Origin of the sequence: Haemophilus pittmaniae (assembly GCF_900186995.1) — a bacterium.
Lineage (GTDB): Bacteria > Pseudomonadota > Gammaproteobacteria > Enterobacterales > Pasteurellaceae > Haemophilus_D > Haemophilus_D pittmaniae.
In genome coordinates this window covers 2,155,768-2,181,355 of sequence record NZ_LT906463.1, presented here as the reverse complement: position 1 = coordinate 2,181,355, position 25,588 = coordinate 2,155,768, and the positions used below count along the sequence as shown (strand labels likewise).

The 25,588-nt window shown below is 42.9% G+C and carries 26 protein-coding genes; 18 read left to right on the top strand and 8 right to left on the bottom strand.

Annotated features, from left to right (window positions below; all coding sequences use genetic code 11):
• Positions 1–280 precede the first annotated feature (280 nt).
• From rpmH to rlmC, 11 genes are all read left to right on the top strand, one after another.
• Positions 281–415, top strand: coding sequence for a 50S ribosomal protein L34 (gene rpmH / locus CKV74_RS10305; RefSeq protein WP_007241546.1), 135 nt, complete (start codon positions 281–283; stop codon positions 413–415).
• Between the two features lie 9 nt (positions 416–424).
• Positions 425–784: a ribonuclease P protein component gene (gene rnpA, locus CKV74_RS10300; protein WP_007241608.1), complete on the top strand. Its 360-nt coding sequence runs from the start codon at positions 425–427 to the stop codon at positions 782–784.
• Positions 748–1,008, top strand: a complete 261-nt coding sequence (gene yidD, locus CKV74_RS10295) for a membrane protein insertion efficiency factor YidD (protein ID WP_095177121.1) — start codon at positions 748–750, stop codon at positions 1,006–1,008. The genes rnpA and yidD overlap by 37 nt, the downstream gene beginning before the upstream one ends.
• On the top strand, positions 1,008–2,636 hold the full coding sequence (gene yidC / locus CKV74_RS10290) for a membrane protein insertase YidC (RefSeq protein ID WP_007241824.1): 1,629 nt from the start codon (positions 1,008–1,010) through the stop codon (positions 2,634–2,636). The genes yidD and yidC overlap by 1 nt, the downstream gene beginning before the upstream one ends.
• 246 nt (positions 2,637–2,882) lie before the next feature.
• Positions 2,883–4,241, top strand: a complete 1,359-nt coding sequence (gene mnmE, locus CKV74_RS10285; protein WP_007241674.1) for a tRNA uridine-5-carboxymethylaminomethyl(34) synthesis GTPase MnmE — start codon at positions 2,883–2,885, stop codon at positions 4,239–4,241.
• A 12-nt stretch (positions 4,242–4,253) separates the two neighbouring features.
• Complete coding sequence (locus CKV74_RS10280) at positions 4,254–4,811, top strand: manganese efflux pump MntP (RefSeq protein ID WP_007241556.1); 558 nt, start codon at positions 4,254–4,256, stop codon at positions 4,809–4,811.
• Positions 4,812–4,875: 64 nt separating this feature from the next.
• The gene (gene ppiD, locus CKV74_RS10275) at positions 4,876–6,738 is read left to right on the top strand and encodes a peptidylprolyl isomerase (protein WP_007241661.1); all 1,863 of its coding nucleotides are present in this window, start codon (positions 4,876–4,878) and stop codon (positions 6,736–6,738) included.
• Positions 6,739–6,964: 226 nt separating this feature from the next.
• Positions 6,965–7,315: a purine nucleoside phosphoramidase gene (gene hinT / locus CKV74_RS10270; RefSeq protein ID WP_007241689.1), complete on the top strand. Its 351-nt coding sequence runs from the start codon at positions 6,965–6,967 to the stop codon at positions 7,313–7,315.
• Positions 7,315–7,665, top strand: a complete 351-nt coding sequence (locus CKV74_RS10265) for a DUF1425 domain-containing protein (protein ID WP_007241595.1) — start codon at positions 7,315–7,317, stop codon at positions 7,663–7,665. Before hinT ends, CKV74_RS10265 begins: the two co-directional genes overlap by 1 nt.
• Before the next feature lie 3 nt (positions 7,666–7,668).
• Positions 7,669–8,712, top strand: a complete 1,044-nt coding sequence (nagZ, locus tag CKV74_RS10260; RefSeq protein ID WP_095177120.1) for a beta-N-acetylhexosaminidase — start codon at positions 7,669–7,671, stop codon at positions 8,710–8,712.
• Positions 8,709–9,884, top strand: coding sequence for a 23S rRNA (uracil(747)-C(5))-methyltransferase RlmC (gene rlmC, locus CKV74_RS10255; RefSeq protein ID WP_007241561.1), 1,176 nt, complete (start codon positions 8,709–8,711; stop codon positions 9,882–9,884). Before nagZ ends, rlmC begins: the two co-directional genes overlap by 4 nt.
• Positions 9,885–9,997: 113 nt before the next feature.
• Here rlmC and CKV74_RS10250 read toward each other — a convergent pair whose 3' ends face one another.
• The 5 genes from CKV74_RS10250 to CKV74_RS10230 all read right to left on the bottom strand — a co-directional run bounded on the left by CKV74_RS10250 (position 9,998) and on the right by CKV74_RS10230 (position 14,438).
• Positions 9,998–10,876: a D-alanyl-D-alanine carboxypeptidase family protein gene (locus tag CKV74_RS10250; RefSeq protein ID WP_007241649.1), complete on the bottom strand. Its 879-nt coding sequence runs from the start codon at positions 10,874–10,876 to the stop codon at positions 9,998–10,000.
• 97 nt (positions 10,877–10,973) lie between these two features.
• Complete coding sequence (locus CKV74_RS10245; protein ID WP_095177157.1) at positions 10,974–11,807, bottom strand: metal ABC transporter permease; 834 nt, start codon at positions 11,805–11,807, stop codon at positions 10,974–10,976.
• A gap of 1 nt (position 11,808) precedes the next feature.
• On the bottom strand, positions 11,809–12,657 hold the full coding sequence (locus tag CKV74_RS10240; protein WP_095177119.1) for a metal ABC transporter permease: 849 nt from the start codon (positions 12,655–12,657) through the stop codon (positions 11,809–11,811).
• Positions 12,658–12,660: 3 nt separating this feature from the next.
• Positions 12,661–13,557, bottom strand: a complete 897-nt coding sequence (locus CKV74_RS10235; protein ID WP_007241800.1) for an ATP-binding cassette domain-containing protein — start codon at positions 13,555–13,557, stop codon at positions 12,661–12,663.
• Entirely contained in the window at positions 13,557–14,438 is an 882-nt protein-coding gene (locus CKV74_RS10230; RefSeq protein ID WP_007241508.1) for a metal ABC transporter substrate-binding protein, read from the bottom strand. Before CKV74_RS10230 ends, CKV74_RS10235 begins: the two co-directional genes overlap by 1 nt.
• A 305-nt stretch (positions 14,439–14,743) precedes the next feature.
• Here CKV74_RS10230 and CKV74_RS10225 point away from each other — a divergent pair, with 305 nt between their 5' ends.
• The 7 genes from CKV74_RS10225 (at position 14,744) to CKV74_RS10195 (ending at position 21,011) form a co-directional block, all read left to right on the top strand.
• Positions 14,744–15,886, top strand: coding sequence for a dual-specificity RNA methyltransferase RlmN (locus CKV74_RS10225; protein WP_095177118.1), 1,143 nt, complete (start codon positions 14,744–14,746; stop codon positions 15,884–15,886).
• Positions 15,887–15,912: 26 nt separating this feature from the next.
• Complete coding sequence (gene pilW / locus CKV74_RS10220) at positions 15,913–16,452, top strand: type IV pilus biogenesis/stability protein PilW (RefSeq protein WP_039847767.1); 540 nt, start codon at positions 15,913–15,915, stop codon at positions 16,450–16,452.
• Positions 16,453–16,522: 70 nt separating this feature from the next.
• Positions 16,523–17,512 carry a RodZ domain-containing protein gene (locus tag CKV74_RS10215; protein ID WP_007241750.1) on the top strand — a complete coding sequence of 330 codons (990 nt, stop codon included), beginning with the start codon at positions 16,523–16,525 and terminating at the stop codon, positions 17,510–17,512.
• Positions 17,513–17,523: 11 nt separating this feature from the next.
• The gene (gene ispG, locus CKV74_RS10210; RefSeq protein ID WP_095177117.1) at positions 17,524–18,630 is read left to right on the top strand and encodes a flavodoxin-dependent (E)-4-hydroxy-3-methylbut-2-enyl-diphosphate synthase; all 1,107 of its coding nucleotides are present in this window, start codon (positions 17,524–17,526) and stop codon (positions 18,628–18,630) included.
• Between the two features lie 9 nt (positions 18,631–18,639).
• Positions 18,640–19,911, top strand: coding sequence for a histidine--tRNA ligase (gene hisS / locus CKV74_RS10205; RefSeq protein ID WP_095177116.1), 1,272 nt, complete (start codon positions 18,640–18,642; stop codon positions 19,909–19,911).
• 17 nt (positions 19,912–19,928) lie between these two features.
• Positions 19,929–20,543, top strand: a complete 615-nt coding sequence (locus tag CKV74_RS10200) for a YfgM family protein (RefSeq protein WP_007241845.1) — start codon at positions 19,929–19,931, stop codon at positions 20,541–20,543.
• 30 nt (positions 20,544–20,573) lie between these two features.
• Positions 20,574–21,011 (top strand): methyltransferase family protein, encoded by a 438-nt coding sequence (locus CKV74_RS10195; protein ID WP_007241534.1) that lies wholly within the window; start codon positions 20,574–20,576, stop codon positions 21,009–21,011.
• A 429-nt stretch (positions 21,012–21,440) separates the two neighbouring features.
• Here the strand turns inward: CKV74_RS10195 and CKV74_RS10190 are convergent, their stop codons facing one another.
• The 3 genes from CKV74_RS10190 to CKV74_RS10180 all read right to left on the bottom strand — a co-directional run bounded on the left by CKV74_RS10190 (position 21,441) and on the right by CKV74_RS10180 (position 25,401).
• A complete protein-coding gene (locus CKV74_RS10190) occupies positions 21,441–22,844 on the bottom strand; it encodes a DASS family sodium-coupled anion symporter (RefSeq protein WP_007241624.1) in 1,404 nt (467 codons plus the stop codon).
• Between the two features lie 194 nt (positions 22,845–23,038).
• Positions 23,039–24,373: an argininosuccinate synthase gene (gene argG / locus CKV74_RS10185; RefSeq protein ID WP_095177115.1), complete on the bottom strand. Its 1,335-nt coding sequence runs from the start codon at positions 24,371–24,373 to the stop codon at positions 23,039–23,041.
• 167 nt (positions 24,374–24,540) lie between these two features.
• Entirely contained in the window at positions 24,541–25,401 is an 861-nt protein-coding gene (locus tag CKV74_RS10180; RefSeq protein ID WP_095177114.1) for a phosphoribosylaminoimidazolesuccinocarboxamide synthase, read from the bottom strand.
• Between the last annotated feature and the right edge of the window lie 187 nt (positions 25,402–25,588).

The window sequence follows — 25,588 nt, the reverse complement described above, 5'->3', positions numbered from 1 at the left end:
GATAGTTATCCTTAAGTGTGAAACAGAAAAAGCGCAAAGGGCGCCAGAAAAGTGGCGGGATTTTACCTTAAAGAGGACAAAAGATCTTTATCCACAGGTGAAAAAAACATAAAAAGGTTGCTTGAGGTTTTGGCCAAAATCAGTATAATCGCGCCGATTTTTTTAATCCTGTTAAAGGAAATTTCCGAAAATTTCTTTTTCTTATTTGACGTAAGTCCGCTTTTTCATGTAGAATTGCGGCCTATTTTTTGCAACCCATTTTGATTTAGGTAGATTACAAATGAAACGTACATTTCAACCTTCCGTATTAAAACGTAACCGTACTCACGGTTTCCGTGCACGTATGGCAACTAAAAACGGCCGTCAAGTTTTAGCTCGTCGTCGTGCTAAAGGTCGTAAGAGTTTATCTGCATAATCGCGTTTCGTGATTGCTTTAAGCTTTTCTCGGGAGTTACGTCTGCTAACTCCCATTCAATTTAAATACGTCTTTGAAGAACCCCTTCGAGCATCCTCTCCCGAAATTACTATTTTAGCCCGTAAAAATACTGTCAGTCTGCCAAGACTGGGATTAACCGTTGCTAAAAAACACCTCAAACGCGCCCATGATCGTAACCGAATCAAACGCTTGGTACGGGAAAGTTTCCGCCTATCGCAACATCAATTGCCCGCTTACGATTTCGTATTTATCGCGAAGGGCGGTATTGGCCGTTTGGATAATGCCACATTGTTGCAAACCTTGGACAAACTATGGCAAAGACACATTCGTTTGGCGCGAAAATCCTAATTCGCTTGATACGTTTTTATCAACTGGCAATTAGTCCACTAATTGGCCCGCGATGTCGTTTTGTGCCAACTTGTTCCTGCTATGGTATCGAGGCTTTAAAAAAACATGGATTGCTAAAAGGTGGTTGGCTTACATTAAAACGTGTATTAAAATGCCACCCTTTGAACGCCGGCGGCTACGATCCCGTACCGCCAAAGATTAATAATAACGATGAGAAACAATAATGGACTCCAGACGTAGCCTGTTGGTGCTTGCACTACTCTTTATTTCTTTCTTGGTCTATCAGCAGTGGCAAATGGATAAAAATCCGCCACCAGTTGCTCAAACTACCACTCAAGCGGGCGGTAATCAGGCTTCCGATGTACCAAATAGCGCCTCTGCCACCACTGAGATTGCGGCCGATAGCCAAATCAAAGGACAAATCATCACTCTTGAAAGTGATCTTTTACGTTTGCAAATCGATACCTTAGGCGGTGATGTAATTCAATCCGAATTGCTTAAATATGATGCTGAATTGCATTCCAACACTCCGTTTGAATTGCTTAAGGATAACAAGGACATCGTTTATATCGCACAAAGTGGTTTAATCGGTAAAAACGGTATCGACACAAAAGCCGGTCGCGCCCAATATCAAGTTGAGGGTAGTAGCTTCAAATTGGCGGATGGTCAAAACGAACTTTCCGTGCCTTTTACTTTCGTTAAAGACGGTGTTACCTATCGTAAAATCTTTGTATTGAAACGTGGTAGCTACGATGTTGGCGTCTTATTTGAAATTGACAACCAAAGCGGCGCAGCGATTGAAGTTGAGCCTTATGGCCAATTGAAACATACCTTGGTGGATTCCAGCGGTAACGTGGCAATGCCAACTTACACCGGTGGCGCATATTCTTCCTCGGAAACCAACTACAAAAAATACAGCTTTAGCGACATGAAAGACAACAACCTTTCTATCGATACTAAAGCCGGTTGGGTTGCCGTATTACAACATTATTTCGTTTCCGCTTGGATTCCGAATCAGGATGCTCAAAATCAACTTTACACCCTAACCGATAGCCAAAATAACACGGCTTCTATCGGTTACCGTGGTCCAATTACCACTATTGCGGCGGGTGCTAAAGAAACGCTAAGCAGCTCCCTTTGGACAGGTCCAAAACTACAAAGTCAAATGGCACAAGTGGCAAACCACTTAGACTTAACCGTGGACTATGGCTGGGCATGGTTTATCGCGAAACCGTTGTTCTTATTGCTGACCTTTATTCAAAAATTAGTGCATAACTGGGGCTTGGCGATCATTTGCGTTACCTTAATTGTGAAAGCAATTTTGTATCCGTTGACCAAAGCACAGTACACTTCAATGGCAAAAATGCGTATGTTGCAGCCGAAAATGCAGGAAATGCGTGAACGTTTCGGTGATGACCGTCAACGTATGAGCCAAGAAATGATGAAACTTTACAAAGAAGAGAAAGTGAATCCGCTTGGTGGCTGCTTACCGTTGCTTCTACAAATGCCGATCTTCATCGCCTTGTACTGGACCTTCATGGAAGCTGTTGAATTACGTCACGCACCATTCTTCGGTTGGATTCAAGACTTATCGGCACAAGATCCGTACTACATTTTGCCAATCTTGATGGGCGGCTCAATGTTCTTGTTGCAAAAAATGTCACCGACTCCGGTAGCGGATCCAATGCAGCAAAAAGTAATGAACTTTATGCCGTTGATCTTCATGTTCTTCTTCCTCTGGTTCCCGGCAGGCTTGGTGTTGTACTGGTTGGTTTCTAACTTGATCACGATCGTCCAACAGCAACTGATCTATCGCGGATTAGAGAAAAAAGGGTTACACACCCGCAAATAGCGAATAAAAAAGGCACGCAAGTGCCTTTTTTCTATTTAGTAAGCGCCTTCCTGCATTTTTCTGCGGTTTGTAAGGAAAATGTCACGTTTTATTTGGTTTTTAAATTATATCTAATAAAATCAATAAGTTAGATTTGATTTTCAAGAAAACTTTGAAAAGTGAGGGTGCGTTTTATGTCACATTTAATCCTCTTCAAATGAGGAGATTGATGCGCATCCCGTTAAACCATCTTTAGAGCACAAGCATATGAAAGAAACAATTGTAGCCCAGGCTACTGCCCCAGGGCGCGGCGGAATTGGTATTTTGCGGGTTTCCGGCCCCTTGGCCAGCCAAGTTGCCGAAGCTGTCTTAGGCAAATGCCCGAAACCGCGTATGGCCGATTATTTACCCTTTAAAGATAGCGATGGCACGGTATTGGATCAGGGCATTGCTGTTTATTTTAAAGGGCCACATTCCTTCACCGGTGAAGATGTTCTGGAACTACAGGGACACGGTGGCCAAGTCGTGTTGGATTTATTATTGAAACGGATTTTAAATGTGGATGGTATTCGCTTGGCGCGCCCGGGCGAGTTTTCTGAACAGGCATTTTTAAATGACAAACTGGATTTAGCTCAGGCGGAAGCTATTGCCGATTTAATTGATGCCACTTCTGAGCAAGCGGCACGCTCTGCCTTGAAATCCTTACAAGGTGAATTTTCAAATAAAATCAATGCATTGGTCGATTCGGTGATCTATTTACGTACCTACGTGGAAGCGGCGATTGATTTTCCTGATGAAGAAATCGACTTTTTGGCTGATGGCAAAATTGAAGCCAATTTACGCGGAATTATTGAGCAACTTGATGGAGTACGACGTGAAGCTAAGCAGGGTTCAATTTTACGCGAAGGAATGAAAGTGGTGATTGCCGGTCGTCCTAATGCGGGAAAATCCAGTTTACTCAATGCGTTAGCCGGTCGAGAAGCGGCGATCGTTACGGATATTGCGGGCACGACTCGCGATGTGCTACGCGAACATATCCATTTGGATGGTATGCCGTTGCATATAATTGATACCGCAGGTTTACGCGAAGCCACCGATGAAGTTGAACGAATCGGGATTTCCCGAGCCTGGCATGAGATTGAGCAGGCGGATCGGATTATTTTGATGCTTGATAGCAGTGATCCTGATAGCCAAGATAGTGAAAGTTTACGTCGCGAATTTTTAGCGAAATTACCATCGGCGATACCACTAACTGTGGTGCGCAATAAAATTGATCTGAGTGGTGAGTCTGTGGGACTGACTGAGTCTGACGGAGTTGCGGTGATTCGCTTATCGGCACAGACTTTGCAAGGCGTAGATTTGTTACGTGAGCATTTAAAACAAGCGATGGGATTCCAAACCGGTATGGAAGGCGGTTTCTTAGCTCGTCGTCGCCATTTGGAGGCTTTGCAAAAAGCTGCCGAACATTTGCAAATTGGTTTGCTACAGCTCACCGAATTCCATGCCGGTGAATTGTTAGCGGAGGAGCTGCGTTTAGTGCAATCCGCATTAAGTGAAATCACCGGTCAATTTACCGCCGATGATTTATTGGGCAATATTTTTAGTTCGTTCTGTATCGGTAAATAAATTTTTGTTGTTATGACACTTTCTACTTTGTGGGTGATAGCCTTCGGGCTGTCAATGGACGCTTTCGCGGTGGCAATTTCTAAAGGGCTGGCGATGCGTGCTTTTCGTTGCAAGCAGGCACTAGCCATCGCCTTGTACTTTGGCTGCTTCCAAGGCGTGATGCCGCTGATTGGTTATTTATTGGGGGCGCAATTCAGCCATTTTATTGAGGATTGGGATCATTGGGTGGCCTTTGTGCTACTCGCCCTAATCGGGATCAATATGTTGCGTGAAGGCGTTAGCGAGGATGATGAGTCCGTTGATGACGTTATCAGCGCCAAACATTTGTTAAGTCTGGGCATTGCAACCAGCATTGATGCGATGGCGATGGGAATTTCCTTTGCGTTTCTTACCGTGGATATCGGCCCGGCGGCGCTGATTATTGCAATCACTACGTTTGTACTGTCATTTCTCGGTGTGAAAGGCGGGCATTTTCTGGGGCGGCGTTTTAAAAGCCTAGCTGAAATTTTCGGCGGCTTAGTTTTATTGGCCATAGCCGTGAAAATCCTACACGATCACGGCGTTTTTTAAGATGCGATTTTGCGCTATTTAGATTATAATCCGACGGTTTTTTGTCTTTTCAAAGGGTCACTGAATGTTAATTGAAAAAATGCACGGCATTGCCAATCACGGTATTGCCAAGGTTATTTTGGGTTTGATCACGCTTTCTTTTTTAGTTGGCGGGATGTCTGGCTACCTTTTCTCCAGTAATGATACGTTCGCCGCTAAAGTGAATGGCGAAACCATTTCCCAACAGGATTTTATGAATCGTTACAATCAGGAATTCGAAGCCCGTGCCCAACAGGAAGGCGAGCAATTCTTAAGTCTTTCCGATTCACCTAAATTTGTTTCCGAAATGCGTCAAGGCGTGATTAATCAAATGATCGACCAAGAATTATTGCGCCAATATGCGAAAGAATTAAAACTTAACGTTAGTGACGATATGATTAAACGCGCGATCGTGGAAGAGCCTGCGTTTCAAGTAAACGGTAAATTTGACAATGACCGCTATTTACAAGCATTGCGTCAATATGGCGTGAGCCCAGATGGTTATGCTGCGATGCTACGCGTAAGTCTGACAATGCAACAATTGCAAAATGGTATTGCAAGTAGTGAATTTGTGGTTCCACTACAAAGTGAGGCTACCGCCGCATTGCTTTTCCAACAACGTACCGCACGTATTGCAAGCTATTTATTGGCTGATGAAGTGGCCAAACAAAATGTGACCGAAGCGGAAATCAAAGCCTATTACGATGCTAATGCTAAATCGCTACTTCAGCCGGAACAGGCTAAAGTGCAATATATTGAGGTTTCTGCTAATACGTTAAGCCAGTTACAACCGGTTAACGACACTCAAATAGCGCAATACTATCAAGAAAATAAGGCTCAATTCACCAGCCAAAAATTAGCTCATATCCAATTGGCTAACGAACAAGATGCCGATGCGGTTTATCAGGAATTACAAAAAGGCGCGGATTTTGCCGAATTGGCGAAAACCCGTTCCACCGATAAATTATCCGGTGAGCAGGGCGGTGAATTAGGTTGGATTAAAGACAACGAATTACCGCAAAACTTTGAAGATGCGGCATTATTGCTTAATGTTGGCCAATATAGTACCCCGGTGAATGTGGATGGTTCTTATCACATTATTTTGGTGCAAGACCGTCAACAACGTAGTTTATCTGAAGTAAAAGAGCAGATCGCCGATACATTACGTAAAACTCTCGCCGCAGATCGTTTCCAAGCCGTTGAAAAAGCGGTGCGTGATGCGGCGGCCAATAACAATACTTCTCTACAGGATGCAGCCAAAGCGGCCGGTGTGAAAGTGCAAGAAACCGATTATTTCACTCGTCAAAATGTGCCGGCAGAGTTGAATACACCAAATGTGGTTTCAGCTATTTTTGAATCGGATATTGCCAATGGCGGTGCGAATTCCGAACCATTAAATACTGGCGATAACGCCTTTGTTGTGGTGCGTGTGGTGGATCACAAAGATGAAGGTACACAAACCTTTGATGAAGCCAAGGCGATGATTGAGCAGTTATTAAAACGCGAAAAAGCGGAAAAAACTTTGATGGCACAAGCCGATCAATTGGTAAAAGATTTATCGGTTAATCCGCATAAATTACCGCAAGGCCTTAGCTTTAGCGCGCCACAAACCTTTAGTTTGGAAAACGTAAAAGATCCAATTTTAACTGAAGGCGTGTTTGCAATGGCGAAACCGAAAGATGGCGAAACCCTCTATCAAACTGCCCGCGACAGTCAAGGTAATGTAGTGGTAGTGGCGCTTGAGAAAGTTGAGGAAGGCAAATTGGACAGCGACAAGTTAGCGCAATTTGGCTATCAATTACAGCAAAGCCGCCAATTGGAAGTGCAAGGCACCCTAATGCAAGCCCTGCGTGATAAAGCCAAAGTCGAAATAAACGAGGCTTTTATTAATCAGGACGACGATAATTAATTGCCAGCCCAAGTGAAAACTTGGGCTTTCTTTTTGAAATCCTAGTAAATTTTACATTTTTCAAACACCTCTAATAAAATCAATGGTTTAGAGTTTGTTTTTAGAAAAACTTTAGTTTTCGATAGGGCGTTTGCAAATTCTTGCCGAGCAAAATTGAGGCAAATTGCCAAGTGGCATTTTTTTTGATAAAAAATGCCTTGTTTTTTTCAGAATAGAGGAACATTCCATGGCACAAGAAACCATTTTCAGTAAAATTATTCGTAAAGAAATCCCTGCCGATATTGTTTACCAAGATGAATTGGTGACTGCATTTCGTGATATTTCACCGCAGGCGAAAACCCATATTTTGATTATCCCAAATAAATTGATCCCAACGGTAAATGATGTGCAGCCGGAAGATGAAGCAATGCTCGGTCGCATTTTTAGCGTAGCGGCCAAAATTGCTGCCCAGGAAGGTATTGCCGAAGATGGATACCGCTTGATTATGAACTGTAACAAACACGGTGGCCAAGAAGTATTCCATATTCATATGCATTTACTTGGCGGCGAACCATTAGGCAAAATGTTGGATAAATAATGAAAAAACTCCTCATTAGCGTCGCCTTGTTGGGGCTGGCAGCCTGTTCTAGCAAAGCACCGAATTTACTCGGCACGGAGCAACCGATTTTAAATATCGCTGCGAATTTAGCGCCGCTCGTTGATGTGCGTACTGCTTCCAATGCGGCCTATATCACCAATAAAAGCCAACAACAGCTCAAGGTGTTTTACCATTTGTATTGGTACAATGCACAAGGAGTAACTCAACTGTGGCCGCAACAACAGGAAAGCCTTGCGGGGAATCTTGTCCTGCAGGCTAAACAGCAACAAATGCTTTCCCTTGCTAAACCGACCCCGGAAAGTACCAACTATCGCCTTTACCTGCAATAAATTATGTCCACATTATTGATTGACCTGAACGGTTACGAACTCACTCAAGAAGAAGTTGAATTATTAGAGCACCCACTGACAGCTGGACTGATTTTGTTTAGTCGCAATTTTCACGACCGAGATCAGCTTGCCGCATTGATTCAAGCGGTGCGGCAACGGGTGAAAAAGCCTTTGTTGATCACCGTTGATCAAGAGGGCGGACGGGTGCAACGTTTCCGTGAAGGCTTTACCCAACTGCCTGCCATGCAGGCCTTTGCCGCGGTATTGGCAACAGCGGACGAACAGCAACGTTTAGCTGCAGAGGCTGGTTGGCAAATGGCCGTAGAAATGACTGCTTTGGATATTGATTTAAGTTTTGCTCCGGTATTGGATTTAGGTCATGAATGCCGCGCCATTGGCGATCGTAGTTTTGGCGGAGATGTGCAAGCAGCGGTTAATTTAGCCGGTGCTTTTATTGACGGTATGCATCAGGCAGGAATGGCCGCGACCGGTAAACACTTTCCGGGACATGGTCATGTCTTGGCCGATTCCCATTTGGAGACGCCATATGATGAACGTTCACGGGCGGAAATTTTTGCCTGTGATTTACAGCCCTTCCAGCAATTGATTAAGCAGGGAAAATTGGATGCCATTATGCCGGCACATGTGATTTATACCCAATGTGATAGCCAACCGGCGAGCGGTTCGAGTTACTGGCTGAAGGATATTTTGCGCGCTCAACTTGGATTTAATGGTGCGATTTTCTCCGATGATTTAGGCATGAAAGGCGCTGGTTTTATGGGGGATTTCGTGGTGCGTAGTGAAAAAGCCCTACATGCCGGTTGTGATTTATTGCTACTGTGTAATGAACGCGAAGGTGTGGTTCAAGTGCTTGATAAACTGAAATTAGAGGAATCTGCAACGCATTTCGCTGCACGCCAAGTGCGCTTAAAGCAGCTTTTCAAACAAAAATCCTTTAATTGGTCAGAACTCACAAAAACTTCGCGTTGGATTGAAAATCATCAAAAACTGAGCGCACTGCAACAAGAGTGGCTTGCCCGTAAATGATCACCTGTCATCATTATCAAAAGGGGGATTGCCATTCTTGCCAATGGTTGGCAACACCTTACGCACAGCAACTGACCCACAAAGAGAAACACCTGAAACAACAACTGGCAGAGTTAGATTGTGAGGCGCTTATTTGGCATCCGCCTTTTCGTTCCGCTGAATCTGCTTTTCGCAATAAGGCCAAAATGGTGGTGAGTGGCGCGGTAGAGCGTCCAATTTTAGGTATTTTACAAGACCCAAATGATCCACAAAGTGCGGTGGATTTATGTGATTGCCCGCTTTACCCCAAACGCTTTGCTGAACTCTTTCCAGTTTTAAAAGATTTTATTGGACGCGCTGGTTTAGTCCCTTATAACGTGGCTAAGCAAAAAGGTGAGCTGAAATATATTCTGCTTACAGAAAGCCAACATACAAAAAAATTGATGTTGCGTTTTGTATTGCGTTCAGAAACTAAATTACCGTTAATTCAACGTGAATTTGCCGGGCTATTGGAAAAATTGCCACAGCTTGAAGTGGTGAGTGTAAATATCCAACCTCAACACGCAGCGATCTTAGAAGGTGAGAAAGAAATCTTTTTGACGGACCAGCACACCTTATCAGAAAGCTTTAACGGTATTCCGTTGTTTATTCGCCCTCAAGGTTTCTTCCAAACGAATCCACTTGTAGCACAAGGGCTATATGCAACGGCACAAGATTGGGTGCAAGATTTGCCGATTGCTAAACTCTGGGATCTCTTTTGTGGCGTTGGAGGATTTGGACTGCATTGTGCTAAAGCTTTACAAGATAAACATCAACAAGAAGTGGAGTTGACGGGGATTGAAATTTCGCCATCTGCTATTCAAGCGGCGACTCAATCCGCTCAGGTGTTAGGGTTAAACAACGTTAAATTCCAATCATTGGATGCGGCTAATTTTGCTTTAGCACAAGATGAAAATAAACCCGATTTGGTGATCGTCAACCCGCCTCGTCGAGGCATTGGAAAGGAACTTGCTGAATTTCTCAATGAAATGCAACCGCACTTTATTCTTTATTCCAGTTGCAATGCTGTTTCCATGGGAAAAGATTTGCAACACCTAACCAATTATAAACTTACTCAAATTCAATTATTTGATATGTTTCCCCATACGGCACATTATGAAGTATTGCTGCTATTAAAGCATATTGATATCTAATAAAACGGGCCGCAATTTGCGGCCCGTGGTCATTTGAAACGCCCCCATGAAAATCAGAGTTTTCTCAAAAATATGGTGTAAGTCATTGATTTTATTATGGTTGCTGTTAAAAGCTATTTTGCTACGCTTTCAATCAATTGTGCGAAGCCTTCTTCATCGTAGCCCTCTTCATATTGATTGTCTTCACTGGTGAAGTTGAGACGACGATCATTCACCGCTAAACAGCCATATTTTTGCAGCTTGTTTTTGGTGAAATCGCTGCGTTGTGCAGAAGAACGGTTATTTAAGCTGATCACACCGATGGTGGCGTGATTACATGGGGTTTTGTTGATGAAAACTAAGTTATAGCCTGATTCGCGAATGTAGCCGGTTTTGTTGATAGCGGCATCGAAGATTTCTTCGCGCACCAATTTATTGGTGTTTTTGACGAACACGCTACGGCGGCCGGCCTGAATGTTGGCGTAAGGTAAATTAGCAAAGGTTTTGATTTGTGGTTTGTTAAGGGAATATTTAGCCAGCTTAACCAAATCCATAGCGCTTGAAATATTGCTACTGGATAGCCCCGAGCTGTCGGCAAAGCGAGTGGAGCGCATACCGAGTTCTTTTGCCTTTTCGTTCATTTTTTGGATGAATTGCAAGCGACTCATACCGGTGGCACGAGAAAGGGCATGGGCTGCATAGTTATCGGAATGCACTAACATCGCCTTTAATAATTCTTGGCAGGCGATCGGAGTGTATTTAGGTAATTTGGTATGAGTGCCTTTGATGTAATCGTCATCTTCTTCAGTGATGGCGATGCTGCAATTGGCATTGCGGTTATTTTCTAAAAAGATATTGGCGGTCATTAGTTTGGTGACCGATGCGATCGGTTGTACGTTAAACGGTGAGCCGCTTTCCAATACTTTATCATGGGTAAAGTCATACACCACGTAGGATTGCGCGGTAACAACGGTAGGCAATAAACCAAGCAATAAGAACAGCTTTTTCAACATAACAGGCGATATAACAGCAAAAAATGGGCGGCCATTCTACAGTTTTTTCCTCAAATGGTGAAGAGTTAACCAGTGTAAAACGTGCCCGAATAATAGATTAAATATCTTGAGCAGTATTGGCGCTGCAGAGTTTGCTATAAATTAGCGCTATCAAGAAAAATGCAGCCTGTAACAAAATAATACAAGCTCCGGTCGAGGCATCAAAATGATAGCTGAGCAATACGCCTAATAAACTGGCGGACACCGCACTAATAATAGCGATAATAAGCATTTTATCGAAGCGATTAGTGAGCGTTAGCGCAGTAATACCGGGGGCAATTAGCATCGCCACAACTAAAATTACACCGACCACCTGCATAGTGCTAACGATAGTCAGCGCCAACAATATGAGTAGGCCGTAATGCAGTCGTTTCGGGGAAAGTCCGGCAACGCGAGCATGGCTAGAATCAAAGCAATAAAGCAGGAAATCCCGACGCTTTAAGCCAAGTAAAATAAAAATGATCAGCGCGATGATGGCCGTTTGTATGAGTTCTTGTTGACTTACACCCAATACGTTACCGAATAAGATGTGTGTGAGATGTTGTGAGGTTTGGATTTTGGTGAAAAGCACTAAACCAATCGCAAACATGCCGGAAAATACAATCCCCATAGCGGTATCTTCTTTGATACGGCTGTTTTCTTTTAAATACCCCACTCCCAGGGCACAAGCAATACCCGAAATAAAGGCGCCAATCGCTAATGGAATACCAGCTAGAAAAGCTAAGACAGTGCCTGGTAGGACAGCATGGGAAATGGCATCGCCCATCAATGACCAGCCTTTTAATACTAAATAGCAAGAGAGTAGCGCGCAGATTACAGCAACTACTAATGCCGTGAGCAACGCATTTTGCATAAAGGTAAATTGAAATGGCTCAAGGAAAATCGCAAATATTTCAGTCATGCTTCACCGCCTGACGTTTTTGACCAATTAATCCGTATTTTGGTGAGAATAGAAACGCTAATAAAAATAACAAAGTTTGTAATGTTACGATGACACCACCGGTTGCGCCGTCCAAATAATAGCTGAGATAGACGCCAACAAAACCGGTGATTGCTCCTAGTGCTACCGCAATTTTGATGAGTGTTTTGAACTTATCTGTGAGTAAATAGGCGGTTGCGCCTGGTGTGATCACCATAGCAATCACTAAAATCGCCCCGACGGTTTGTAATGCGGCAACAACACAAGCGCTTAATAGGGTAAAAAATAGGAGTTTATAAAATAACGGTGATAGTCCGACTGTAATTGATTGGGTTTCATCAAAGAAAATCAGTAATAGATCCTTCCAAAAAATAAGCAATAAAACCAAGCAAATCAACATAATAATGGCTACTTGATAAATATCTTCATCAGCAATTCCGAGGATATTGCCGAGAATAATATTTTGCACATTTATTGAAGTTGGATTAAGGGAAATAATCAGTAATCCCAAGGCAAAGAATGTGCTGAAAATAAAGCCAATAACGGCATCTTCTTTGAGTTTGGAAATAGATTTGATCCATAAAATGGAAAGAGCGGCCAAAATGCCGGCAAAAAAAGCCCCTAAAGCATAGGGCAGGGAAAAGGCGTAGGCAATGGCAACACCAGGCACTACTGAATGGGAAAGCGCATCACCAATTAATGACCAACCCTTCAACATTAAATAAGCAGAAAGAAAGGCGCAAATGCCACCAACCGCAGCACTGAGCCACATGGCCTTTTGCATATATTCATAGGAAAAGGGCTCAAGCAAGTATTCCAGCATGTCCTATTCCTTATCCTGTGATGGAAAATGGCAGGTCTTTACGGTGGCGGCCGGCGGATCATTTTTGGTTTCACCATAAAAGACGACCGCTCGTTCATCGTCAGTTAACACGGTTACTGCGCGTTTATCTTCATCATTATGCAGCTCTTCACCCAATAATTTGATATGTCGTAGGACACCACCAAAGACTTTTTCCAAGTTATGTTGATTGAAAGTCGCGGCGGTTTGACCGGCTGCAATCACCGTGCGATTAATCATTACCACTTGATCGCAAAAGTCTGGTACAGAACCTAAATTATGGGTGGATACTAAAATTAAATGCCCTTCGGCACGTAGTTGGCGAAGCAGTTCTACAATAGCATTTTCGGTTTGTACATCGACACCGGTGAAGGGTTCATCCAATAGGATAATCTTACTTTGTTGTGCCAACGCTCGGGCTAAAAATACGCGTTTTTTCTGTCCACCAGAAAGCTCACCAATTTGTCGTTCAGCTAAATGCTCGATATTTACTCGTTGCATCGCTTCAAGCACTTTTTGTTTATCTTCTGTCTTTGGTATACGCAGAAAATTCATGTAGCCGTAGCGGCCCATCATGACAACATCATAAACAGAGACTGGAAATTGCCAATCGACTTCTTCCGCTTGCGGCACATAGGAGACAAAATTTTGTTTTAACGCTCGATTAATTGGCAAACCACAAAGTGCAATATTGCCTTGCTGTGGTTTGATTAAGCCCATGATGCTTTTAAATAACGTTGATTTTCCGCTTCCATTTACGCCGACAAGAGCACAGATTGTTCCTCCCTCTAATTTGAAGGAAACATCATAGATTGCAGTGTGCCCGTTGTTGTAACGCACGGTTACATCATTAACGGAAATCGAAGCGGAAATTGCGGTCATTATTTTTCAAATCCTTTCACAATGGTGGAGACAGTGACATTAAGCAAATCGATATAAGTCGGTACAGGGCCATCAGCTGCAGAAAGGGAATCTACATAAAGCACGCCGCCGTATTTGGCACCACTTTCTTTTGCTACCTGTTGAGCCGGTTTGGCGGACACTGTGCTTTCACTAAATACCACTGGAATGTGATTTTTTTTCACTAAATCGATAAGTTTACGTACTTGTTGAGGCGTACCTTGTTGTTCCGCGTTAATTGGCCATAAATAGCCTTCTTTGAGATCGTAATCTTTCGCTAAATAGCTAAAGGCGCCTTCACTGGTGACTAACCAACGTTGATCAGCGGGAATTTGTGAGAGTTTTTCACGTAAAGGTTTATCGAGTTGTTTGATTTTTTCTGCATACGCTGCCGCATTTTTTTGATAAGTATCAGCATTTTGCGGATCGTATTTAACTAATGCATTTTTAATATTTTCGATATAAATCAATGCATTAGATGGAGACATCCAAGCATGTGGATTAGGTGCATCTTTATAAGGGCCTTCATAGATAGAAAGTGGTGTGATGCCTTCGGTTACCACAAAGGCTGGTTTGTCTTTGATATTTTGGAAGAAACGCTCAAACCAACGCTCTAAATTTAGTCCATTCCATAAAATTAAATCAGCTGATTGGGCTTTTACAATATCTTTAGGCGTCGGTTCATACTCATGGATTTCAGCGCCCGGTTTGGTGATGGATTCTACCGTCGCGGCATCGCCTGCAACATTTTGTGCGATATCTTGAATAATGGTAAATGTGGTAACAACTTTAAACTTCGCTTCGGCTTGTAAGGCGGCTAAACCTAGCACGACAATCGATAGGTTCTTGAGTAAATACTTCATAGAGTCTCCCTTGAAAGAAAATATAGTTGGCGCCGAATAATACCCTTTTTTTTATGTATTTAAAATGAGAATTATTATTAAATCTATTGATTTGATAAATTATTGGGATAGCCTAATTTAAAGATGGCATTAACTGATGGACGAAAATTATTTTTTGTTGTTCGAATGAAAAATACGATTCATAGAGCAACTTGCAGGAATTCTGCTGGCGTATTGATGGGCAAATCTGTACAATCGGCGCTCATTTTTGTGCGCCATGGCTAAGGCCATTGACGACGCGCCGTAATGTGTAATAACGAGGCCTTATGTTAGAACAAACCCCTTCATTAAATAGTAAAAAAATTAACCTTATGGATTTAACCCGCCAACAAATGCGGGATTTCTTTCAAGAACTAGGTGAAAAGCCTTTTCGCGCCGATCAATTAGTCAAATGGATTTATCATTTTGGCGAAGACAACTTCGACAATATGACCAATATCAATAAAAAATTAAGAGAAAAACTAAAAGCTGTAGCAGAGATCAAGGCGCCAGAAGTTGCGGTGGAACAGCGTTCCTCCGATGGCACGATCAAATGGGCAATGCAGGTTGGTGACCAACAAATTGAAACCGTATATATTCCGGAAGCGGATCGTGCAACGCTATGTGTTTCTTCTCAAGTAGGTTGTGCGCTGGCTTGTACTTTCTGTTCAACCGCGCAGCAAGGATTTAACCGTAACTTAACCGTCTCGGAAATTATCGGCCAGGTATGGCGCGCCTCTAAAATCATTGGAAACTTTGGGGTTACCGGTGTTCGCCCAATTACGAATGTGGTGATGATGGGCATGGGCGAGCCATTGTTAAATATGAATAACGTGATTCCAGCCATGGAAATCATGTTGGATGACTTTGCCTATGGCTTATCTAAACGCCGTGTCACACTCTCAACCTCTGGGGTTGTGCCGGCATTAGATATGATGCGCGAAAAAATTGACGTAGCATTGGCAATCTCTCTGCATGCACCGAATGATGAATTGCGTGATGAAATCATGCCAATCAATAAAAAATATAACATTAAAATGTTGATGGATTCGGTGCATAAATATTTAGAAGTATCTAATGCTAATCATGGCAAAGTGACCATTGAATATGTATTGCTTGATCATGTGAATGATGGCACTGAACATGCCCATCAATTAGCTGAAGTGTTAAAAAATACGCCATGTAAAATCAATCTTATTCCATGGAATCCGTTCCCGGAAGCACCTTACGGCAAGAGCTCTAATAGCCGGGTGGACCGATTCCAAAAAACTTTAATGGAATATGGATTTACCGTGATTGTGCGTAAAACCCGTGGTGATGATATTGATGCTGCTTGTGGACAGCTTGCCGGTGAGGTGATTGATCGTACTAAACGTACAGCGATGAAACGCAAGTTTGGCCAAGGCATTGAAGTGACTGCGGTCAATTAAATGATATCTAAGGATAGAAAATGAAAATGGATTTAATCTCTAAAAAATATGCGACTATCGTAGCTGTATTTTTATTAAGTGCTTGTGTTACTCAACATCATTTGGATTTTGATAAGCAACAGGCAGCCAAAGCGCGGGTCGAGCTGGCATTGGGGTATTTGCAGCAAAATGATTTGGTGCAGGCCAAGCTGAATTTAGATAGAGCTTTGGTTCATGCACCGAATTATTATTTGGTACATTCTGCGTTGGCGCATTTTTACCGCTTGCAGGGAGATAATGAGAATGCCCGTCGTGAGTTTAATCAAGCCTTGAAATTGGATGCTTCACAGGGTGACGTACATAATAATTATGGTGCTTTTTTATGTGCCCAAGGCGAGTATGAAAAAGCCTTTGAGCAATTCAATCAGGCGCTGATTTCCGCCAATTATTATCATCAGACGGATACCCTAGAAAATATGACGCTTTGTGCCCAAGCGGCAGGACAGCAGGAACGCTACCAAGAATCTTTCAATAAGCTGCAAAAGATGGATGTCGCAAGGGCGCAAAAACTGACTCAAGCCAAATAAATCATTGCCAAAGGGAGCGTTGATCTTTACAATCCTGCAGTCAATTTTTTTCCTTAATTAGCCTAATTTTATGAGTACAACTGAATCAGCTGAAGTGAAACTTTCCTTTGGCGAACAATTAAAACAGGCCCGTGAGGCGCTTAATTTATCCCTTGAAGATGTTGCTAAGGAAATCCGCTTGCGCCCAAGCATTCTGCAACAGCTCGAAAATAATGAATTTGTGCAAAAAAATGTGCCTTCTACCTTCGTAAGAGGCTATGTTAGAAGTTATGCAAAATTCCTACGTTTACCCGATAGTGCTTGGGCGGATGTGGCATTCGGTGAGAGCCAAAAAAATGATTTAGGTAAAAATGCCCGTGCTACCCGTTCGGTGAATCAGTATTCCGGCCACAATCGTTGGGTCGGCACTTTAACCGTATTGGTTTTATTGGTAGTTGCTGGGATGACCGGTCTTTGGTGGTGGCAAAACTACCAACAATCCAATAAAGAACGGGATAATTTGGTACAAAATTATGTTGCTAGTCAGGATTCCGCAGCTACACCAACTGTATCAGATAGCGGTAATTCGGTAGCAATTCCACTTACTACGAGTAATGAAGCATCCTCTGTGAATGCTGAGACCTCTATACCACCGGTAGTTCAAAACGATACCACAACGGATAATGCTCCACTTAATGCCCAATCAAATACAGTACCTACTTCAAATAGCGAAAGCGACAATAGTAATGTATTACCGAAAGGGGAGAGCTTTAACACGGATAATACCGCTAATGTTGAAACAACTGCTAAAGTAGAAGAACCGGCGTTATTGCCACCGCCACCGGCAGCACAAGGGGACTTGGTGATTGAAATTACCAAAAATTCCAGCTGGATTAGCGTAAAAGATAAAAACCGTAAAGTATTGGCGCAAAAAGAATATAAACAAGGTGAAACCTTGAGTTTTAACGGTGAAGATTATGCCGTAATTATTGGTGCACCGGGTAATGTCCGTATCACTTACAAAGGCAACGACTATCCATTAAAAGTAGATGGCCGTATTGCTAAATTCAAATTACCTTAATTCTAATCAATATGTCTGCTGTAAAACCAACCATAAAGCGTCGTGAATCGACCAAAATTTATGTCGGCAATGTGCCTGTGGGCGGTGACGCTCCGATTGCCGTACAATCCATGACAAATACCCGCACTACCGATGTGGACGCTACCGTTGCGCAAATTAAAGCATTGGAACGTGTTGGCGCCGATATTGTGCGGGTTTCCGTGCCAACGATGGATGCTGCCGAAGCATTTAAATTAATCAAGCAGCAAGTTAACGTACCTTTGGTGGCGGATATTCATTTTGATTATCGTATCGCTTTAAAGGTGGCTGAATATGGCGTGGATTGTTTGCGTATCAATCCGGGCAATATTGGACGTGAAGATCGTATTCGTGCGGTAGTGGATTGTGCCCGTGATAAAAATATTCCTATTCGTATCGGGATCAATGCCGGCTCGCTAGAAAAGGATATTCAGGAAAAATATGGAGAACCAACGCCGCAAGCGCTGTTGGAATCTGCATTGCGTCACGTGGACATTTTGGATCGTCTGAATTTCGATCAATTTAAAGTCAGTGTGAAAGCTTCCGATGTTTTTTTAGCGGTAGAATCCTATCGTTTATTGGCCAAAGCGATTAAGCAACCGTTGCATTTAGGCATTACCGAGGCTGGCGGAGCACGTTCCGGTGCGGTGAAGAGTGCAATTGGTTTAGGCCTATTATTATCTGAGGGTATCGGTGATACTTTGCGTGTTTCTCTGGCTGCAGATCCGGTAGAGGAAATTAAAGTCGGTTTTGATATTTTAAAATCGTTACGGATTCGTTCTCGCGGTATTAACTTTATTGCTTGCCCAACTTGTTCCCGTCAGGAATTCGATGTTATCGGCACGGTAAATGCCTTAGAACAACGTTTAGAAGATATTATTACACCGATGGATGTCTCAATTATTGGTTGTGTAGTGAATGGCCCAGGCGAAGCCTTGGTATCCGATCTTGGCGTAACCGGCGGTAACAAGAAAAGTGGCTATTATTTAGATGGTGAACGTCAAAAAGAGCGCTTTGATAACGAAAGCATCATCGACCAATTAGAAGCGAAAATTCGTGCTAAAGTGGCACAGCAGGATCCGAAGAACCGAATTATTTAAGGATAGTGAATGGCTAAAACAATTCAGGCAATCCGTGGTATGAACGATTGCGCCCCTACGGAAAGCCCATTATGGCAATGGGTTGAAGAAAAAGTCCGCCGAGTCTTGGCGTCTTACGGCTATGCCGAAGTGCGTATGCCTATCGTCGAAAGCACACCATTATTTGCCCGTGCAATTGGTGAGGTTACCGATGTTGTTTCCAAAGAAATGTACACCTTTTGGGATAATGATGAACAATTAACCTTACGTCCGGAAGGAACGGCGGGGTGTGTGCGTGCGGCTATTGAGCACGGTTGGAGTTATAACAATGAACAACGTTTATGGTATATGGGACCGATGTTCCGCCATGAGCGTCCACAAAAAGGCCGTTATCGCCAGTTCCACCAAGCCGGGGTAGAGGTATTTGGTATTGCTAATGCAGAAATCGATGCAGAATTAATTATTCTTACTGCCCGTTTGTGGAAAGAATTGGGAATTGAGCAAGATGTAACCCTCCAGCTGAACTCCATTGGTTCCTTGGAAGCGCGTAAAAATTATCGTAGTGAATTGGTAAAATTCCTTGAACAGCATCGCGATTTATTAAGCGAAGAGGAAAAAGAACGTTTGCTTAAAAATCCATTGCGAATTTTGGATAGTAAAAATCCGGAATTACAAAAGGTATTGGATGGTGCGCCAAAACTATTGGATTATTTAGACGATGATAGCCGTGAGCATTTTGCCCAATTATGTGCTTTATTGGATGGTTTTGGCATCCCTTATGAAATCAATCCAAAGTTGGTGCGCGGTTTAGATTATTACAATAAAACCGTGTTCGAATGGGTCACCTCAGCCTTAGGTGCACAAGGTACTGTGTGTGGTGGTGGTCGTTATGATGGCTTAGTAGAGCAATTGGGCGGCCATGCTACACCGGGCGTTGGCTTTGCTATGGGCTTAGAGCGCTTGGTATTATTGGTACAGGAAGTGAATAAAAATATCGATTTACCAAATGCAGTGGATGTCTATGTAGTACATCAGGGGGAAGGTGCAGCGTTATTTGCATTGCAAGTTGCCGAGCAGTTACGTAGTGAATTGCCGCAATTGCGCACAATGATGCACTGTAGTGGCGGCAATTTTAAAAAACAATTTAAACGCGCTGATAAATCCGCCGCCACGTTGGCTTTAGTGATTGGTGAAAGCGAAGTACAAAATCGTCAAGTAGTAGTGAAGCACTTACAAGGTATTACTGAGCAACAAACCGTTGATTTGACGGCACTCACGGATTTCGTGCAACAACAATTTTAATCAAGAAGGAATAGCGAATGGCTTACACGATTGAAGAAGAACAAGAACTCAATGAGTTAAAAGAATGGTGGAAAGAAAACGGTAAGTTGGTCATTTTGGCCTTCGTGGTGGGGATCGCTGGTGTTGTCGGCTGGCGTTTCTGGCAAAATTACCAAGTTAACCAAATTATGGCGGCTTCTTCCGACTATAGCGAATTAGCTCGCTCAGCAACCGCAGACGGCAAGGCTACACATGCCAAAGTGGAACAATTTGTACAGGCTCATGATAAAACCAGTTATGCGGTATTTGCCCTATTGGACGAAGCTAAAGGCTTAGTAGCCCAAAAGGATTACGCCAGAGCTGAACAAAGCTTGCAACAGGCGCTAAACCAGTCTCAAGACGAAGTATTGAGTGCTTTGGCTTCTCTACGTTTAGGCGCATTGCAACTACAGTTAGGCAAGTTGGATGCCGCATTAAATACCCTTAGTGCAGTAAAAGCCGAGGCATTTATTGCTCGTAAAGCCTTATTGGAAGGTGATGTTCAATTAGCGAAGAGTGATTCTGCCGCGGCGAAAAGTGCGTTTGAACTGGCTGTGCAGAAAGGCACGCCAGCCGAACAGCAACTGGCTCGTATGAAGTTAAATAATCTATAGCAGGTAAGCCCCGTAAGGGGCTTTTTTATTATGCGAAAATTTTTTCCTCCCCCCTTACAAGCTTTGCTGGCGGCCTTGCTTATTCGGTTTATACCATTAGGTCAGTCATTTTCGTTACCTTGGGAATTTCCTGCCATTATTCTTTTAGTTGCAATATTCATCGCCTTAGCGGCACTTTGGCAGTTTCAGCGCCAATCCGCTAATATCGATCCGCATAATCTGGCTAAAACTACGCAAATCGTACAACAAGGCATTTATGCTTATAGTCGTAATCCAATGTATTTAAGCTTGGCACTAGGGCTAACTGCCTGGTGGTTATATTGCGGTAGTTGGCTTAGTATTATTTGGTTGGTTGGTTTTGTGGTGTTAATTGAGCACTTGCAAATTCGTCCGGAAGAACGTTTTTTGAAAGGTCGTTTTGGCAAGGCATATCAAGTGTATTGCAATAATGTTCGACGTTGGTTTTGAATGCTCTTCTTGTAAACTTTTTAGCCCATGGCAAAGCAATATAGATGGTGTAGCAATGTTTTAAATCAACTCTAATAAAATCAATGGGTTAGATTGCTTTTTGGGAAAAACTTCTGAAAATGAAGGGGCGTTTATCAAGTATTTTAAGTTTATTCGCCAGCTGTTGAAGGCACCATTGAAAAACAACGACGGGTATACAAACTATTCCTACAATCTAGTATTAAGCAGAAAATCGTTTGGGATATTTGTAGAGACGGACTTTATGTCTGTCCTCGTGCCACTCCTAGCAAGTGAGAACATTCCATATAAAGTATGACGGTGGAGAGGCCGCGATTAACTCTCAAAATACCAAGCTCAATCGTTTAGAGCGTTCATAATGGTTCTGTCAGTCATTGATAAAAATCCCCGCTAGAAAAGCAGGGATTTTTGTTACATCCAAAAAATATAGGCAATGGATGCGATTACCAAGACACAGGTTAGGTCGATAAATTTACCAACTCGAATCATTTCTTTTTGCTTGATATAGCCGGTGGCGTACACGATAGCATTTGGTGGTGTGCCGACTGGCATCATAAATGCGCAAGAGGCACCTAGACCGATAATCAATGCAAAGCCGAGTGGTGGCATATTTAGTGCGTTAGCAATGGAGATAAAAATTGGCACTAATAAAGCGGCACTGGCAGTATTGGAAGTGAATTCCGTTAAGCCGACGATAAAGGCCGCAATAATTAAGGCCATTACGTAATAATGACCGCCTTCAATAATAAAGACGATACCGTCAGCCATAATGCGACTGGCCCCCGAGCTTTCTAATACCGAGCTAAGGGTCAGGCCGCCACCGAATAAAAATAGTACGCCCCATTCTGTGTTGCTTTGCACTTCTTTCCAAGAGGCTACACCGGTAACGCAGATCACCACAGCGGCAATCATAGCAACTAGGCTGTCAAAACCGCCGATTTTTTGCGGTAGGGCCAAGGCTTCAGAGATAATCGGGTTGATGGCACCGCCGAAAATCCATAACAGGGCTGTAGTGATAAAAATGAGAATCGCCAGGATACGTTTGCCAGTGAGCGCAATTTTACTAAATTCTGCGTCAAAGCGCAGATCCAGGCGCGGTTTAAATACAATGTATAACCAACCGATAATCAGTGGAAAGAGTAGTAACATGGTTGGCATACCATACTTCATCCAGTCGCCGAAGTTTAGGTGCAGCTGTGAAGCGGCGATAGCATTTGGTGGGCTACCAACTAAGGTTCCCATACCGCCGATGGTTGCGCTATAAGCTATGCCTAATAACACGAAAACATAGGTGTTGTGCTCTTTATGGCGATCGAGCTGGCTTAAAATCGTCATAGAAAGTGGGATCATCATTGCGGCGGTTGCTGTGTTACTCATCCACATAGAGAAAAATGCGGTAGCAATAAATAAGTAAAGTATCGCAAGAAAGAGTCGTCCCTTAGCCAGATACATTATTTTATTGGCGATCATTTGGTCAATTTTCTGCACATTTAGGGCCGTGGCCAAGGCAAAACCGCCGAAGAATAAGAAAATGGTCGGATCGGCGAAGGCAACTAAGGCATCACGGCTATTAACCAAACCCAATAATACGGACAGAATTGGTACGAATAGGGCGGTAATAGTGATATTTACTGCTTCCGTTAACCAAAGAATGGCAACGAAAGCGAGTAATGCGAGGCCTTTATTGGCGGAGGTTTCAAAGGGAAGATAGGCGAGCAGCAGAAAAAATAACAGGCTGTCGGCAAGAAAAATAAGGCTATTTTTAGTGATCCCGGAAAAATGTTGATGATTATCGGTAACTGGTGTTTGTTGCATTATTAAATCTCTTTGTTATTGATTTTATTAACTTTTTCAGTTTGGTTAAAAACGCCCCGAAAAAGAGCGGCGATTGTAGCATAAAATACTCAAACTACCGAAATTTGATTAGTGTTATCTATGGCTTAGAGAGTAAAAAACGGCCATCTTGTTGCAGAACAGGATGGCCGTCAGTTAAATGCTAAATTAGTGGATTATTTATTTTCAAGATGGGGTAAAGCAGAATCTTGAGTGACTTGTAATAATCCGATTTTTGAGTAGATACCCAATTTATCGCGGGTATCGGATACATCAAGATTACGCATGGTTAATTGACCGATACGATCGATTGGATCGAATGGTGCATTTTCTATTTTTTCCATACTTAAACGTTCCGGATGGTAGGTTAAGTTTGGTGATTCGGTATTTAAGATGGAGTAGTCATTACCGCGGCGTAATTCCAGGGTTACTTCACCGGTGACAGCACGGGCTACCCAACGTTGGGCGGTTTCACGCAACATTAAGGCTTGTGGGTCGAACCAACGGCCTTGATAAAGCAGACGACCTAGACGTAAACCATTAATACGGTATTGCTCGATGGTGTCTTCGTTGTGGATACCTGTTACTAAACGCTCGTAAGCAATATGGAATAAGGCCATTCCCGGCGCTTCATAGATACCACGAGATTTGGCTTCGATAATCCGGTTTTCAATTTGATCGGACATGCCTAAACCGTGACGGCCACCGATACGATTCGCTTCTAAGAACAAGTCAACTACATTATCGAAGGTTTTACCGTTTAGCGCCACAGGCACGCCTTCTTCAAAGCGAACGGTAACGGTTTCAGCTTTGACTGTGACATTTTCATCCCAGAATGCCACGCCCATTATTGGTTGCACGATTTTGATGCCGCTACTTAACTCTTCCAAGTCCTTAGCTTCATGGGTTGCGCCCAACATGTTGGAGTCAGTTGAATAAGCTTTTTCCACTGACATTTTGTAGTCGAAACCGTTATCGATTAAGAAACGTGACATCTCAAAACGGCCACCTAATTCATCAATGAATTGTTGATCCAACCAAGGTTTGTAAATTTTTAAATTTGGGTTGGTTAATAGACCATAGCGATAGAAACGCTCGATATCATTACCTTTGAAGGTAGAGCCATCCCCCCAAATATGTACATCATCTTCTTTCATCGCAGAAACCAACATAGTACCGGTGACAGCACGACCAAGCGGAGTCGTATTGAAATAGGTTGCACCACCGGTAGAAACGTGGAACGCGCCACATTGAATGGCAGCGATACCCTCATGTGCCAATTGGGTACGACAGTCGATTAAACGGGCATTTTCTGCACCATATTCCATCGCTTTTTTAGGAATCGCGTTGTAGTCGTCTTCATCGGGTTGGCCGAGATTTGCCGTGTAAGCATAAGGCATCGCACCTTTTTGGCGCATCCAAAGTAAAGCTGCACTGGTGTCTAAGCCACCTGAGAATGCGATACCGACTTTTTGACCTTTAGGTAAATGTTGCAGAATTGTGTTTGACATATTTATTTCCTTCGCTATGGGTATATTGAATAATTAATCATTTTTAATGAATAAAAACGCGATTAAATATAATCCCAGTTTTATTCGTTGTCCAGTTTTTTTTCATCCGATTTGATAAATTTTGGCCACAAAAAACCCTGTCGGAGTAACAGGGGTTTTTGATTAAACTATTGGGTTAAGAGATCCAACGCTTCTTGGTATTTTGCAACGGTTTTGGCAATTACCTCAGCTGGAACTTTAGGAGCCGGAGGCTGTTTATTCCAACCGCTTTGCTCTAACCAGTCACGCACGAATTGCTTATCAAAAGATGGTGGATTTGTGCCTTCTTGATAGGTCTCAACCGACCAGAAGCGGCTAGAGTCCGGTGTTAACACTTCATCCATTAAGGTCAGCGTACCGTTTTCATCCAGACCAAATTCAAATTTGGTGTCACAAATGATAATGCCTTTGGTTAAAGCGTATTTTGCTGCTTCGGTATAAAGGGCTATAGCTTTTTCTTTCACTTGAGCAGCAAGTTCGGCACCAATTTTTTCTGCACATTGTTCGTAGCTGATATTGATATCGTGATTGCCCACTTCTTCTTTACTAGAGGGAGTAAAAATCGGCTCAGGTAATTTGCTAGCCTCAACTAAACCTTCCGGTAATTTCAAACCACAAATCGTACCGGTTTGTTTGTAATCTTTAAGACCGCTACCGGTGAGATAACCGCGCACGATAGATTCAATTTTGATCGGAGTTAAGCGTTTGCAAACAACGGCCCGATCTTTGACTAAATCAGCTTCTTCCTTCGGTAATACATCGTAAACGCTATCGCCGGTGAAGTGATTTGGCATAATGTGGGCTAATTTGTTGAACCAGAAATTGGAGATTTGGGTGAGGATTGCCCCTTTGCGCGGAATGGGATCATCTAAAATGACATCGAATGCCGATAAACGGTCGCTGGCTACCATCAGCATGCGCTTATCATCGATTTCATATAAATCTCGCACTTTTCCGGAGTAGATTTTTTTTAGACTAAGTTGTGTCATTGTTTGCACCTTTCTTTATAAGAATAAAAAATCGGCGCATATTGTACCGTATTTTTAGGCAAACGTTTGCTTTTTTTGTTGAAAATTTCCACAACGGATTTATTCATCAATAAAAAGGGGAGGCTAAACGCTCCCCCAATTTTAAAAGTTTTCGTTAAAATACACTATAAGTTATTGATTTTATTGG

What these genes read in the sequence shown, in the direction of transcription:
- rpmH (WP_007241546.1), top strand. Translation starts at nt 281, where the DNA reads ATGAAACGTACATTTCAACCTTCCGTATTAAAACGTAACCGTACTCAC.
- yidD (WP_095177121.1), top strand. Translation starts at nt 748, where the DNA reads ATGGCAAAGACACATTCGTTTGGCGCGAAAATCCTAATTCGCTTGATA.
- yidC (WP_007241824.1), top strand. Translation starts at nt 1,008, where the DNA reads ATGGACTCCAGACGTAGCCTGTTGGTGCTTGCACTACTCTTTATTTCT.
- mnmE (WP_007241674.1), top strand. Translation starts at nt 2,883, where the DNA reads ATGAAAGAAACAATTGTAGCCCAGGCTACTGCCCCAGGGCGCGGCGGA.
- CKV74_RS10280 (WP_007241556.1), top strand. Translation starts at nt 4,254, where the DNA reads ATGACACTTTCTACTTTGTGGGTGATAGCCTTCGGGCTGTCAATGGAC.
- ppiD (WP_007241661.1), top strand. Translation starts at nt 4,876, where the DNA reads ATGTTAATTGAAAAAATGCACGGCATTGCCAATCACGGTATTGCCAAG.
- hinT (WP_007241689.1), top strand. Translation starts at nt 6,965, where the DNA reads ATGGCACAAGAAACCATTTTCAGTAAAATTATTCGTAAAGAAATCCCT.
- CKV74_RS10265 (WP_007241595.1), top strand. Translation starts at nt 7,315, where the DNA reads ATGAAAAAACTCCTCATTAGCGTCGCCTTGTTGGGGCTGGCAGCCTGT.
- nagZ (WP_095177120.1), top strand. Translation starts at nt 7,669, where the DNA reads ATGTCCACATTATTGATTGACCTGAACGGTTACGAACTCACTCAAGAA.
- rlmC (WP_007241561.1), top strand. Translation starts at nt 8,709, where the DNA reads ATGATCACCTGTCATCATTATCAAAAGGGGGATTGCCATTCTTGCCAA.
- CKV74_RS10250 (WP_007241649.1), bottom strand. Translation starts at nt 10,876, where the DNA reads ATGTTGAAAAAGCTGTTCTTATTGCTTGGTTTATTGCCTACCGTTGTT.
- CKV74_RS10240 (WP_095177119.1), bottom strand. Translation starts at nt 12,657, where the DNA reads ATGCTGGAATACTTGCTTGAGCCCTTTTCCTATGAATATATGCAAAAG.
- CKV74_RS10235 (WP_007241800.1), bottom strand. Translation starts at nt 13,557, where the DNA reads ATGACCGCAATTTCCGCTTCGATTTCCGTTAATGATGTAACCGTGCGT.
- CKV74_RS10230 (WP_007241508.1), bottom strand. Translation starts at nt 14,438, where the DNA reads ATGAAGTATTTACTCAAGAACCTATCGATTGTCGTGCTAGGTTTAGCC.
- CKV74_RS10225 (WP_095177118.1), top strand. Translation starts at nt 14,744, where the DNA reads ATGTTAGAACAAACCCCTTCATTAAATAGTAAAAAAATTAACCTTATG.
- pilW (WP_039847767.1), top strand. Translation starts at nt 15,913, where the DNA reads ATGGATTTAATCTCTAAAAAATATGCGACTATCGTAGCTGTATTTTTA.
- CKV74_RS10215 (WP_007241750.1), top strand. Translation starts at nt 16,523, where the DNA reads ATGAGTACAACTGAATCAGCTGAAGTGAAACTTTCCTTTGGCGAACAA.
- ispG (WP_095177117.1), top strand. Translation starts at nt 17,524, where the DNA reads ATGTCTGCTGTAAAACCAACCATAAAGCGTCGTGAATCGACCAAAATT.
- hisS (WP_095177116.1), top strand. Translation starts at nt 18,640, where the DNA reads ATGGCTAAAACAATTCAGGCAATCCGTGGTATGAACGATTGCGCCCCT.
- CKV74_RS10200 (WP_007241845.1), top strand. Translation starts at nt 19,929, where the DNA reads ATGGCTTACACGATTGAAGAAGAACAAGAACTCAATGAGTTAAAAGAA.
- CKV74_RS10195 (WP_007241534.1), top strand. Translation starts at nt 20,574, where the DNA reads ATGCGAAAATTTTTTCCTCCCCCCTTACAAGCTTTGCTGGCGGCCTTG.
- CKV74_RS10190 (WP_007241624.1), bottom strand. Translation starts at nt 22,844, where the DNA reads ATGCAACAAACACCAGTTACCGATAATCATCAACATTTTTCCGGGATC.
- argG (WP_095177115.1), bottom strand. Translation starts at nt 24,373, where the DNA reads ATGTCAAACACAATTCTGCAACATTTACCTAAAGGTCAAAAAGTCGGT.
- CKV74_RS10180 (WP_095177114.1), bottom strand. Translation starts at nt 25,401, where the DNA reads ATGACACAACTTAGTCTAAAAAAAATCTACTCCGGAAAAGTGCGAGAT.